The sequence below is a fragment of the Bdellovibrio sp. MYbb2 genome, assembly GCF_056175685.1.
Map to the genome: position 1 here is coordinate 2,004,212 of NZ_JBJKJI010000001.1, position 13,777 is coordinate 2,017,988.

General features: G+C 51.4%; 6 protein-coding genes. All 6 read left to right on the forward strand.

Annotation, left to right across the window (positions count from 1 at the left end; translation table 11 throughout):
• The first annotated feature begins 42 nt into the window (after positions 1–42).
• The 6 genes from AC04MQ_RS09725 (at position 43) to AC04MQ_RS09750 (ending at position 13,760) form a co-directional block, all read left to right on the forward strand.
• A complete protein-coding gene (locus tag AC04MQ_RS09725; RefSeq protein WP_015091628.1) occupies positions 43–1,332 on the forward strand; it encodes a putative Na+/H+ antiporter in 1,290 nt (429 codons plus the stop codon).
• An 84-nt stretch (positions 1,333–1,416) separates the two neighbouring features.
• Positions 1,417–3,228, forward strand: coding sequence for a PAS domain-containing protein (locus AC04MQ_RS09730; RefSeq protein ID WP_475391978.1), 1,812 nt, complete (start codon positions 1,417–1,419; stop codon positions 3,226–3,228).
• 245 nt (positions 3,229–3,473) lie between these two features.
• On the forward strand, positions 3,474–7,160 hold the full coding sequence (locus AC04MQ_RS09735; protein WP_475391979.1) for an ABC transporter transmembrane domain-containing protein: 3,687 nt from the start codon (positions 3,474–3,476) through the stop codon (positions 7,158–7,160).
• Positions 7,161–7,284: 124 nt separating this feature from the next.
• A complete protein-coding gene (locus tag AC04MQ_RS09740; RefSeq protein WP_015091625.1) occupies positions 7,285–8,403 on the forward strand; it encodes a Gfo/Idh/MocA family protein in 1,119 nt (372 codons plus the stop codon).
• A gap of 148 nt (positions 8,404–8,551) precedes the next feature.
• A complete protein-coding gene (locus tag AC04MQ_RS09745) occupies positions 8,552–12,328 on the forward strand; it encodes a tail fiber domain-containing protein (RefSeq protein WP_475391980.1) in 3,777 nt (1,258 codons plus the stop codon).
• A 4-nt stretch (positions 12,329–12,332) separates the two neighbouring features.
• A complete protein-coding gene (locus AC04MQ_RS09750; protein WP_015091623.1) occupies positions 12,333–13,760 on the forward strand; it encodes a fibrinogen-like YCDxxxxGGGW domain-containing protein in 1,428 nt (475 codons plus the stop codon).
• Positions 13,761–13,777: the final 17 nt, after the last annotated feature.

Consider the following 13,777-nt stretch of genomic DNA (forward strand, 5'->3'; position numbering starts at 1 on the left):
TTCTGTTTGGCACGGGTTTTTGTCTCTGTGTAGTATGTCTGAATGACATACACAACGATTGAACTCATCGGAACTATTTTGTTTGCACTGGCGGTCATTCACACCTTCATGGTGGGGCGTATCTTGGCCTGGTCCCATCACTTTCCCAAAGATTCATTGTGGAGCAATTTTCTTCATCTATTAGGTGAAATCGAGGCGGTGTTTGCCATCTGGGCTGCCATCTTCATGGCGATTTTTATCAGTCTGGAGGGTTGGACAACCGCACTGGATTATCAGAGCAAGCTGAACTTTATTGAGCCGTTCTTTATTTTTGCCATCATGGTTGTGTGTTCAACACGGCCGGTTCTGGCGGCGGGACGCAAAGGTATTTTGTTCATTTCATCTTTGATTCAAAAAGTCTTTCGCACGCCAGCGGTTCTGACGGATATTTTTGTCGTGCTGATTCTGGGGCCTTTGAGCGGCAGTTTCATCACCGAGCCTGCGGCAATGACCGTGACGGCATTTATGCTGAACTCGATGCTGCAAAAAGAAAGCAGCAAACTGATTTACGGGCTTATTGCCGTGCTGTTCGTGAATATTTCCATTGGCGGTGCGCTGACTCCGTTTGCAGCACCTCCGATTTTGATGGTGGCCGGTAAGTGGAACTGGGACTTTGCTTTTGTCATGTCTCATTTCGGATGGAAAAGTGCGATTGCGGTTGTGATCAACACGGTTCTTTTGATTGCGGTCTTCCGCAAACAGCTGACCGAAGGCTGCATCACTTTGCGTGAAGTGGAAACTCGTCTGGCTGGTTCGCAGGCGGCGATCCCGGTGCCGGTGACACTGGTTCATTTGTTGTTTCTGACGGGGATTGTGGTGACGGCCCACTATCAGAATGCCTTTATGGGAATCTTCCTGCTGTTCCTGGGCGTGGCGGCGGTGACTCAGCGTTATCAGGATTCTTTGCGCTTGAAGGAAAGTCTGCTGGTGGCAATGTTCCTGGGTGGTATCATTCAGTTTGGTGCGTTCCAGAAATGGTGGCTGGCTCCCTTGCTGGGCAGTATGAGTGATCTTTTGTTGTTCAAAGGTGCGGTGGGTTTGACTGCTATCACCGATAATGCGGCACTGACGTATCTGGGGTCACAGGTCGAAGGGCTAACTGATGCCAGCAAATACGCACTGGTCGCAGGTGCCATCGCCGGGGGTGGACTTACGATTATTGCCAATGCGCCGAACGCAGCGGGGTATTCCATCTTAAGCCATAAGTTCCCAGGTGGTATTAAGCCATTGAACCTGCTGATTGCAGCCCTGGTGCCTACGGCGGTGGCGGTGATTTGTTTATGGATGTTATAGACACTGAAATTCAGAGGTCCTAACTTGGGAAGCCATCTTATTATGAGGTGGCTTTTTTGTTTTTTACCCTGTTAAGATTTCTCAATGGAATCCCGTTACGACGCTCTCTTTGAATTGTCCAATGACATGGTTGGTGTCTTTGGAGAAGACTGGCGTCCGACGAAACTGAATCATGTTTGGTCTGAAGTGCTGGGATGGTCCACCGAAGAGCTGATGCAAATGCGCTTCAGCGACCTCATCCATCCGGACGATATCAAAAGCATTGTCAGTCGTTACGACAAGATTCAAAAAGGCGAAGTGATTCGAAACTTCCTTTTGCGTTATCGTTGCAAGGACGGCCAATACAAGTTTCTTTCCTGGAACTATCAGTACGATCCGACAGGCAACGATGCTCTTTGTGTGGCGAAGGACACGAGTCCACAAAAAATCTTTACCGAAATATCTGGTCAGGCCAACGCCGAAGGTCCCATTGGAACCTGGAGCATGGATGTTCTTACGGGCCGGCATTTCTGGTCCCGCGCTCTTTACGACATTTTCGAGGTGGATCCGCAAACCTACGATCTGGATCGTTTGCGCGGTTTTGAAATGATCGCGGAAAAAGACCGCGCCCTGATGATCGAAACCCATCAGCGTCTGATGGAGCACGGAACAGATTATGATATCGAGGTTCTGGTTCGGTCGGGCAAAGGGCGGGTGTTCCCAGCGCGAGTGATGGGAACAGCTTTGCGCCAAGAAGGGCAGATCGTTCAGATTTATGGTCTGATGTATGATGTCGCGCAAAAACGCAGCTTTGAAAAAGAGCTGCGCTATCAACAGTTCCTGTTGAAGATGTTTTTGCAGTCGTCGCCAGCCATTGTGTACGTCAAGGACTTGGGCGGTCGTTATCTGCTGGTCAGTCCCACGTTTGAACAGCTGGTGGGAAAACTCAGTGCGGATCTGGTTGGCAGAACAGACCAGGAAATTTTCGGTGTTGAAGACGCAAAACGTTTTTCTGATTCCGACAGTCAGCTGATCGCAGAACAGCGCCCGCGCAGCTATGAAGAAAGTCTGACTTTCGTGGATGGCTCGCAAAGATATTATCTGTCAGAAAAGTTCCCGCTGCGTGATGAAGGGGACCATCTGATTGCCATTGCCGGGGTGTCCACCGACATCACCGAACTTCATCGTTACCAGCAAGAGCTGGAAACTGCCAAAGAGGCCGCCGAAGCCGGAACCCGCGCCAAATCCGAGTTTCTGGCAAATATGAGTCATGAAATTCGCACCCCGATGAATTCAATCATGGGGATGTCCGAATTGTTGCTGGATACAGAGTTAAGCCCTGATCAGCGCCAGTTTGTGACAATTCTGACCCGGGCTTCCTCGAACCTGTTGAATTTGATTAATGATATTCTGGATATTTCCAAAATTGAGTCCGGCTTGATGGTGATTGAAAAAGTTCCGTTCAACGTACGGGAATCCGTCCGCCGGGCTTTTGAAATTCTGATGATCAAGGCCGTGGAAAAGAAACTGGATCTGAAATTGGATATCGACCCGCAGGTGCCCGAGAAGATTAACGGGGATGCCTCACGCTTTCAGCAGGTGCTGATCAATCTGATCGGCAACGGTTTGAAGTTCACCACCCACGGGGAAGTCAGAGTGCAGATGAAGGTGAGCGATGATCAATTGTGGGTCGGTGTGAAGGACACGGGCATTGGCATGGCGCCAGATCAAATGCAGGGGCTCTTTACACGTTTTTCACAAGGGGATTCATCGATCACGCGGCGCTTCGGCGGTACCGGACTGGGTTTGAGTATCAGCAAACAGCTGGTCGAGAAAATGGGCGGAACTATTGGAGTTACCAGTGAAATCGGCCATGGATCAGTCTTTTACTTTACGCTACCTCTGGGATCAAAATAAGATCCTTTGGTTTTTATTTTAGGAGGGGGCTAGACAAGCCCTTTTTCTTTGGTTAGGCTTTAAAACATCTCACACGAGAGGAGGACCACATGATTATGATGAATATCAGCTCATTGAATTCAATGTTGGGCCTTCTTCTGTCACAGTTCTAAGGTCACTTGTTCATTTAAGAACGGATCTTATTCTTCTGCACAATTAAATATTTGACTGTTTTTACGCCCATTTAGGGCAGTTATGGATTCGTTATGAATTTTTTCAGACGTTTGTTGTTCACTGATGTCACGCCCCTGGTGAAGTTAGCGAAAACGAAAAATATCGAGGAAAGTGATCTGCTGGCTCTGCCACCAGAACTGCATCCTCAGCATATTAAGGTTGATATGCAGGAAATCAGCTGGAAGTCCCCAAGGGCTTTGCTGTTTTCTTTGATCCGCGCTTTGCGTGATTTCACCAGACCTTCTTACACGTGGTATCTGGCAAGCTCGGTGCTGGCCCTGCTGTCGCCGGTGTTTGTGAATCGCTTTGTTGGGACTATTTCTGCCGGAGTGACGGCCGAAACTTTGCCGACGGCATTGATTTATGGTGTGGCGCTGGGGCTGTGTGGATTCCTTTCCGGTCTTTGCATGCAGCACTATTTCTTCAATTCTTTGAAGGCCTATCAGGTCGCTACGAATATTTTGAATGAGCGTCTGTTCAAACACAGTTTGAAGCTCAGTCAGAAGGCGCGCCAGAAAAATCAGGTCGGCGATATCGTCAACCACATGAGCACGGACAGTGACAACGTGTCGGACTTCCCATTGGTATTCGGGGATCTGATTTCGGCAAGCTTCCTGATCGTCGGTGTGGTGGCGATGCTGTTCTATTATATCGGCTGGTCCGCACTGGCGGCCCTGGCAGTGCTTTTCACTTTGGCGCCACTAACCAATTACGTGGCAAAAAAGTTCACCCATCTTGATGAAGAGATGATGGAACACCGCGACCGTCGTGTGACCCTGATGACTCAGGCGATGAATGCGATCCGCGTGGTGAAATACTTTGCCTGGGAAAAAAGTGTTGCCAAAGAAGTGACTGAAGTTCGTGAAAAGGAACTGACCAGCCGTCGTCGTTTGGCGAAAGCGGAAGTGGTTTCAAGCCTGGGTTATCTGGCAGTATCCACACTGGTTTTGTTTGTCGCTTTGGCGGTGCATGCCTGGCGCGGGGAAAAGCTGGATGCCGCGGTGATTTTCACCTGTATTTCTTTGTTTGGTTTGCTGGAAGGTCCGTTTGGTGATTTGTCGCGACTGATTTCCCGTGCGACCAATGCCAAAGTGGGTGCTCGTCGTATCCTGGAATACCTGAACGAGGATGAAGTTGAAATCTCCACCGAAGAACGCACCGATGGCGCGGCCGTGGGGCTGCACCTGCAGCACCTGAGCCTTCGTCATGACGGGGCGGTTTCTGACGTGCTTCACGATGTGAACGTGAATGTTCCGGCGGGAAGCTCATTGGCCATTGTTGGACCGGTCGGGGCGGGGAAAAGCTCGCTGTTGATGTCCTTGTTGGGGGAAGTGGCTCCGCGTGAAGGTGCGTTGCATTTTACACCGGAAATGCCGGAACGTCCGCGCATGGCCTATGTGCCTCAGGAAGCTTATATCGTTAATACATCACTGCTGGAAAACTTGCAGTTCGGTGAAGAGGTTTCCAAAGAAGAGCTTCGTCGTGCTTTGCACAACAGCTGTTTAAGCCGGGACCTGAAGGAATGGTCCGGGGGACTTCGCACCGAGATCGGTGAAAAAGGCGTGAATCTGTCCGGTGGGCAGAAACAGCGTGTGGCTTTGGCCCGTGCGTTTTTGCGTAAACCACAGATCGTGCTTTTGGACGACCCGTTGTCAGCGGTGGATGCCGATACGGAAAATCTGCTTTGTGAGCGTCTGATTTTTGGCGCGTGGAAGGATGTGACCCGCATTGTGGTGACGCACCGACTGGAACATTTGGCGCAGTTTGATCAAGTGATTTATATCCAGCACGGACGTGTGCAGGGGCAAGGTACTTTCGCAGAACTGGTGAAATCTTGTGCGCCGTTTGCAGAGTTCTATAAAGAGCACGGCAAAACCCAGGGCGAAGAGCATGAATCCCGACCGGCAGACACGGCTCAGGAAACAGCCTCCCTCAATGAAGAGCTGGAAGCCAAAACCACCCGCGTGACGGAAGACGAGGATCGTGAAGTGGGGGCGGTGAAGGGCTCTGTATACTGGGACTATATTAGTTCCCTGGGGGGTGATGGCAAATACACCAAGCCTTTGATTCTGGCGACGCTGTTATTGGGTGCTACCGGCGTGACGGTTCTGCCCTTGGCGCAGAAAGCCTGGCTGTCTTATTATTCCGGACATCAGACCGAGTGGCTGGCTTTGACCGCCATCGGGATTTACGGACTGATTGGTGTGATGGTTCTGGTGGGTTCATTGCTGAATCATCTGTTCTGGCTGGATCGCGGTATTCGCGCCGGCAAGAACATGCACGATAAGATGCTGAAAAGTGTTTTGAGTTCCCCGGTGCGCTTCTTTGATTCGACTCCGGTGGGGCGTATTATTCAGCGTTTTTCGCGAGATGTGGAATCGGTGGATGTGTACCTGCAATGGAGCTTTGATTCAGCCGTTCACTGTGCGTTGCAGGTGATTGTGTCGATCGTGCTTATTCTGGGCCTGATCCCTTTGATGGCGTTTGTGATTGTTCCGGTGATGGTTCTTTACTATGTGCTGCAACGGGATTATCGCCGTCCGGCTCGTGAAGTGAAGCGCTTTGACAGTGTCGCCAGATCGCCACGTTACGCCCACTTTAAGGAAAGCCTTCAGGGCCTGGTGGTCATTCGCAGCTTTAACAAGGCGCCGTGGTTCATGCAGAATTTCTATGCGAAACTTTCGCACAGCAATCGCATGTTTTATTCGCACTATATGATCAACCGCTGGTTCTCATCGCGCATTCCTCTGGTCGGGGGCTTGATTTCCATGGCCACGGCCGTGGGTGTCAGTTTGTCGGCATATTATGGCGTGATGGATGCCGGAACGGCGGGTCTGGTGACGTTGTACTCGCTGTCGTTCTGGGGGTTCCTGAACTGGGGCGTTCGTATCTTTGCCGATATTGAATCGCGCATGACTTCGATTGAACGTCTGAAGTTCTTCTCGAACCTGCCGGGTGAAGTGTCTGTACTGAAACCTTTGCCTGAACCGCTGCGCCCGACATGGCCCGAGTTTGGCGAGATTTCCGTTGAAGGCTTGAAGGTGCGCTATGCGAGCCATCTGCCGCAGGTATTGAAAGGAATCACTTTCAAAGTCGAGGCGGGAAGCCGCGTGGGTATCATCGGTCGTACGGGCTCGGGAAAAAGCACGTTCTTCCAGTCCTTGTTCCGCTTTATTGAGGCGGAAGAAGGCAGCATCAGTATTGACGGCGTGAACACCGCCAGTGTGCCGCTGGAAAAACTGCGTCGCAGTCTGGCGATCATTCCGCAGGATCCGACTCTGTTTATGGGAACGATCCGAAACAATCTGGATCGTTACAACGAGTATTCAGATGACGAGGTCACGGGCGCGTTGAGGCATGCTTCCATGTGGGAATATGTACAAAGCCTGCCTGAAGGCATGAACTCGACGGTGGCCGAAGGTGGCTTGAACTTAAGTCAGGGACAGCGTCAGTTGCTGTGTCTGGCAAGAGCTTTGCTAACCAAGGCGCGGGTGATCGTGATGGATGAAGCCACCGCCAGCGTGGATGTGCAGACGGATGCTCTTTTGCAAAAAGTCATTCGTACATCCTTTGCGGGTGTGACGATGTTGATCATTGCTCACCGTTTGGGAACGATTGCGGACTGTGATCAGATCGTTGAGATTTCTGCGGGCGAAGTGAAATCCATTCGTCGTCCCACGGAATTTTCACAGGAAGAGATCGAAGAAAGTCTGGTGTAATTTCAGATTTTTGCGGATAAACACAAGGCCCCCTGGTTTCTTGGCAAACCCGGGGGCCTTGTTGTTTTTATGGCAGCGAAAGCCTTTTAGAATTTCGGGATGTGATCCCTAAAGGAGGTTTTCGGTGGCCGTAAAACAAAGTGAAAAAATTCGATACGCGGTGGTGGGTCTGGGGCATATTGCTCAGAATGCAGTTTTGCCTGGATTTACTCAGTCCACCGCCAATTCGGAGCTAGTGGCCTTGGTGTCGGGCGACGAAGTCAAACTTCAGAAGCTTTCCAAAGAATACAACGTCGATTACACCTTTGATTATTCTGACTATCGCAAGATGCTTTATTCCGGGCTGATCGATGCGGTTTATATTTCGCTTCCCAATGACATGCACGCGCGCTTTGCGGTGGAAGCCATGCAGGCCGGAGTTCACGTTCTGTGTGAAAAACCTTTGGCCATGTCGGTGGATGATGCCAAGATCATGGCCCAGGTCAGTGAAAAGACCGGCAGCCGTTTGATGACGGCTTACCGTCTGCATTTTCAGCGCGCCAATTTAAAAGCCATCGAAATTGCCAAATCTGGCCAGATCGGGGAAGTTCGCTTTTTCAACACTGTTTTTAGCATGCGTGTGAAGGAGGGGAATGTGCGCACCAGTCGCACCAAGGGCGGAGGCCCGCTTTACGACATCGGCATCTATTGTATTAACGCCGTCCGCGGTTTCTTTGGTGAACTGCCGGAAGAGGTTTTTGCTTTTGCCAATCAGGGATTCGATCAGCGTTCCAAAGAAGTGGATGAAATGCTGTCCGTGGTGATGAAGTTTTCCGGGGGCCGAATGGCGACTTTCATCTGCAGCTTCAGTGGTCAGCATCAGGCGGCCTTTGATGTGGTGGGAACAACCGGGTGCCTGCGCCTGGAAAATGCCTATGAATACTTTGACGATATGACTTTGTATTTCAGCCGGGTGAACGCCGCCACCCGTAAATACAAATTCAAAAAGAGCGATCAGTTCGGGCCTGAGATCGTGTATTTTTCCGACTGCCTGATCAATAAAAAACATCCTGAACCCAATGCCACAGAAGGAGTGCTGGATTTGATGGTGATTGAAGCCATCATGAAGTCGGTGAAGTTGCGAAAACCAGTCACCCTGACAGCGCTTAGCAAGACTTTGCATCCCACTTTGCGACAGGCTCTTCGCCGTCCGGCGGTTGAAAAGCCTTACACCGTTCATGTTGAAGCCCCGTCGATGGACTAGGTTGATTCTCAATTTAAGTCGGGGTTTGTGTCTCACCTTGAGACTGAAATGTGCTGAAATATGTAACAAAGGTTCGTAAATAGCGAGATCTTCCTAGGATTTTGTGAATGTAATTTAGAGTTGGATTATAAATGCCGATACGTTTCGTATGAAAAACTACGGAACGTTAACGGCACTTTTCTTTGTTAGCCTTTTAACAACGGTGGCTTATGCCAGCCCGGCGGCGCTGACTTATCAAGGACGCATCGTTAAAAGCAGCGGAGCACCGCTGGAATACAACGCGGTCGCCTTCCAGTTTGAAATTCTGGCGCCGAACAAGGTCTGCGTTCTTTACCGGGAACAACTGAATCACATCGACATGACAAACTCAGGCGGGGTGTTCGACGTCAAGATCGGATCTTCGCACAGTTACCCTGGGGCTCCGACCTTCACGATCCTGGATGCGTTTAACAACGGCAATCCCTTCGTGTGTGACGGGGGTTCACCTTACAATCCGGGTCTGACTGATGGCCGCTTCCTGCGTGTGAAATTCCATGATGGTTCCCAATGGCAGACGATTTCTCCGGACAATGAAATTCGCACCGTTCCTTTCGCAGGTTTTGCTTCTTCCGCGGCGACGTTGGGTTCGCATGTGGCAACTGACTTTGTGATGAAGACCGAAGTCAATGCGGGTGCTGATTGCGGTGCTGGCAGCTTCCTGACCTGGAATGCCGCGACCAAGGAATTTGGTTGTGCGGGTGTTTCTGGTGCCAGCGGCGGTACGGTTCAGTCCGTGGCAGCTTCTGCGGGCAGCAACCCTTATCTGACAGTTTCTGCTGACACGGTCACACCGTTGATCACCTTGAACGTGGGCACGGTGGCGGGCACTGTGGCTGCGGGTAATGATGCGCGTTTCACTGATTCTCGTGCGCCCAATGGGGCTGCGGGTGGGGCTTTGACGGGTACATATCCAAATCCTGGCCTTGCTGACAATACGGTGACAACACCTAAAATTGCTGCGGGTGCAGTGACTACGGAAAAGCTTTTTGCAAACCCTGGAATCAGTCGTCTGGTGATGACGGATTCTTCAACGGGGGCGACGCTGGCGCCGCTTTCTTGTGGTGCCAATCAATTACTGACCTGGTCTGTGGCTTTGGGCTGGCAGTGTACAAATCAATCTTCATTGGCTGTGGGGTCTGCAACTCAAGCGACGAACTTCCTGGGAAGTCTTGCTGGTGATGTGACGGGCACTCAAGGCGCGACGGTTGTTGCCCAGATTAAAGGTTACCCGCTGGATTTCACAGTGGCACCGACGAACAATCAGGTTTTGAAATTCAATGGCACCAGCTGGTATGCCGCGGCTGACAGTAATGCGGGCGGTACCGTGACGAATGTGACCGGCACTGCGCCGATTTCTGTGGCGACAGGCACGACGACCCCGGTGATCTCGATTTCTCAAGCGAACACGACGACAAACGGTTATTTGTCTTCAGCGGACTGGAACACTTTTAATGGAAAACAAAATGCGCTGGGCTTCACCCCGCTGAATCCTGCAAACAATTTAAGTGAGCTGACTGCAACAGCCGCCACAGCCCGTACTAATCTGGGGTTGGGCTCTGCAGCCACCTTGAATTCGACAGTTCTTGTGGGGAACGCCGGAGGTTCGCCAAGCATTCAGTCAGGTAACGACGCCGCCAAGCCTGCAAGTCCGGCAGCCGGGGCGATTTATTTCGCCGCTGATACGAAAGTTATCTATCAATATAACTCAGGGGCCTGGGTGGCGATTGCTTCCTCGGCTGGGGCCGGTGGTACGATTGCGGCTTTGACGGGGGATGTGACCGCTTCCGGTAATGGCACGGTCGGTGCGACAGTGAATTCTGTCGGTGGCTCAACAGCAGCGAACGTGAATTCCGCGACGGTGGCTGCAAATGCGGCGACAAATCTGAATACAGCCAGCGCCATTGTAAAACGTGATGGATCCGGTAACTTTGCTGCCGGAGCGGCAAGTTTGGGTTCTGCGGTTTTACGGGACACGGGTGCAAACACCGTAACTTTGCAGGCACCGAACACGGTGACGACTTCTTATGTTCTTAGATTCCCGGCAGCGGTGGGTTCAGCCAATCAGGTCCTGACCACGGATGCTTCTGGAAATCTTTCCTGGACATCACCGGCGGTGACGTCGGGTGTGGCGGTGACTTCACCGATTGTGAATTCTGGTACGGCGGCAGCTCCAAATATTGGCATTCAAGTGGCCAATGGAACTCAGAATGGTTATTTGGCTTCTGCGGACTGGACGACCTTTAATAATAAACTTTCAGCGACTTTGACCTCGGGGAATATCCGCGTGGGTAACGTTTCCAACGTGGCGACAGCCGTGGCACCAAGTGGTGATGTGACCATGACCAATGCGGGTGCTTTCACCGTGACAAAAGTTCAAAGCACAGCGGTCAGTGCGACGGCGCCGACGGCCGCTGGTCAGGTGCTTCGTTATAATGGCACCACTCAGTACGCTCCGTCCTTCCTGCAAGTGGGTGACATCCGTTCGACGATCACACCCTTTGGCGGAGTGTTTGCAAACTCGGCATGTACGACTTCTCAAACCATGTATTATAATGCGGCCACAGACACGTTCCTTTGCCAGACGATTGCCGTCGGTGCTGCCAACTTCCCAAGTGCTCTAGTTAATGGTGGTAACAGCTTTGGTGCTGCAGCCACAGTCGGTACCAACGATGCACAAAGCCTGCAGTTTGAAACCGGGGGTACGACTCGTATCACAGTCGACACCACAGGTAATGTGGGCGTGGGGCAGGCTCCGGATGCCAATGCCAAAATCGCCATCAAGACGACATCTGCGGCTCAGGCTCCTTTGATTCTGGATACAGTGGCGTCGGGTATTCCTTCCATCGACATGCTTCGCAATGGCACCTGGAAAGGGACCGTGGGCTATAGCGATGGGGCTTCGGATGATTTGTTTATCAGTAATGGAGTTGCCGGTAATATCATCTTTGACACCAGCAACGCGGAAAAAATGCGTCTCTCGTCCGCAGGTAAGCTGGGTATTGGCGTCAGCTCTCCGATCACACATTTACACGTAAATGGAGCGGGGATCATTGGTTCGGGGAATACCACGTTTACTGACGCCAGTAACTATGTCATTGGAGCCTCCAACTCGATCACGAACTCTGGCGGTGGTAATGCTTCGGTAATGAACATTATTGGCTCGAACAATGCCATTACGACCAGTTTGTTTAACTTCAGTATCGCTCTGGATTTGTTCGGACGCAGTAATACAGTGAATAACAACTCGGGCAACGCCGTAGTTTTGGGCCGTGACAACATTGTTTCCGCCGGCAACACAGTCACGGTCGGTAAAAGTATCACTAACAGCGTGGCAACTTCGATGCAAATCGGTGTGAGCAATACGGCCAAAATGACCATTCTGACGACAGGTTTCTTCGGTATCAACACCACGGCGCCAAGCGAGGCTTTGGAAGTCAATGGCAACGTCAAAGCCGCTTCGTATCTGTATACTTCCGATGCGCGCCTGAAAAAAGACGTTGTGACTTTGCCGATGGCACTGGAAAACGTTCTGAAACTTCGCGGGGTGAACTTCGTCTGGAAAAACAACGGCGAAAAGACCATGGGTTTCATCGCCCAGGAAGTGGAAGCGGTTTATCCTGAGCTGGTGCGCACCGACAAACAGTCTGGCTATAAAGCCGTTCAATACGGCAACATCGTGGCGGTTTTGGTCGAGGCCCTGAAACAGGAACACGCCGAGCGCCTGCAAGACAAAGAGCTTTGTCAGGGGCAGATTGCCCAGGTGTCTCGTGGTTTGGCCAGCGTGAATGAATCTTCCGACAGTCGTTTGAAAAAACTGGAACAGGAAAATCAGGATTTGAAAGCACGTCTGGAGCGTCTTGAAAAAGCTCTGCTGAACGGAAAATAAGACTGTGAAGATCATTGGAAAGATCATTCTTATTCTAGCCGTGTCACCGTTGCTGGTGGCACTGAACACCCAGGACACCGGTCACCGGGTGAATCGTGGCACGACCAAGGCCATCAATGCTCATAGCGTCTGTAAGAAAGTGGTAAATGCCACGGCGGACAAGGACTTTTTTGTTCCCACTAAAACAGCTGCCGAATGGACGGCATTCCGTGCAGCCACCCTCACAAATGTCTCTTTGACTAAATGTGGATCCTGTTTGGATATTTTGAACAACAATGGTTCCGAAGGGGACGGCATTTATTACGTCGATCCCACGGGAAGTTCTCCGTATCCGGTTTACTGCGACATGACCACTGATGGTGGCGGATGGACTCGCGTGTTCAAACACAATATCGCAGGCGGGTATTTTGCCGATGCCACGGACGCCAGCAGTAAAAATACGACGGCTCCGACGGCGGACCTGTATTCTATTCTAAATAAAATCGATCATTTTAAAACTGCCGGGAACAAATACCAGTTCCGCCTGACCTGGCCTGGGGAAGACCTGAAAAACATCTGGTTCCAGACGACCAATCCCACTGCGGATGTGGTGGTGGCAGGATATAAAACAGTTTTTGTTCAGGGATATACCAACTATTGGGGTGGTCTTGAATTGGGTAACGGTGCCCACGGGCCGGCGCAGACGTCGGCTTATATCGAAGGTTCTGTCAATCATGCCAACTGGTATTATGCTGTGGGGGCGTATGTGTCCTGGGGCACGACACCGGTGGGTATTCCCGCGTCTGAAATGCTGGGAACCAGCCACGGTGTCGCCGAAGTGAATCTGTGGATGAAGGACGATGACACCCACGCGGTTTATAATTCCTGTAAGGCGATCCTGGCAGCCGGAGCCTCCAAGGGCGACGGACTGTATACGATTGACATTGATGGCGCCGGGGCCACTGCACCCTATGATGTTTACTGTGATATGACGACATCCGGTGGCGGATGGACGTTGGTGGCATATTCCAATGGTGCGGTGACTGGCACCACGCCGAATGATTTTTTTGTGAACACCTACAACCTGGCCGCGGCTGGTAAACACGTGATGGCGTCTCAGCAGGCGTCGGTGAATGTCGAGGCATTTTCAATTGCCGTGAACACGACGGATGCCATGTTTGTGTCTCCATCATACAATGGGGGCGCTGCGATCATTGATTTGGCCGGCGGAAACTGGAATTATAACAGCACCAAGTGTGCCGGGAACCTTCGTCACACCAGCCGGACGGCCGGCTGTGCGGGACAAACTGCCAATGACAATTACAGTGCTTCGGATGCCTTTAACATCGCCTTCAATTCAGGTAACGAAGGCATTGTGCCATCGTATAAAGCGACGGAAGTGTGTTACAGTGGCAAGGGTAACGCGTGTAATTTTAAATTCTATCTTCGCTAAGACGGGACGTGGACAGA

What these genes read in the sequence shown, in the direction of transcription:
- AC04MQ_RS09745 (WP_475391980.1), top strand. Translation starts at nt 8,552, where the DNA reads ATGAAAAACTACGGAACGTTAACGGCACTTTTCTTTGTTAGCCTTTTA.
- AC04MQ_RS09730 (WP_475391978.1), top strand. Translation starts at nt 1,417, where the DNA reads ATGGAATCCCGTTACGACGCTCTCTTTGAATTGTCCAATGACATGGTT.
- AC04MQ_RS09735 (WP_475391979.1), top strand. Translation starts at nt 3,474, where the DNA reads ATGAATTTTTTCAGACGTTTGTTGTTCACTGATGTCACGCCCCTGGTG.
- AC04MQ_RS09725 (WP_015091628.1), top strand. Translation starts at nt 43, where the DNA reads ATGACATACACAACGATTGAACTCATCGGAACTATTTTGTTTGCACTG.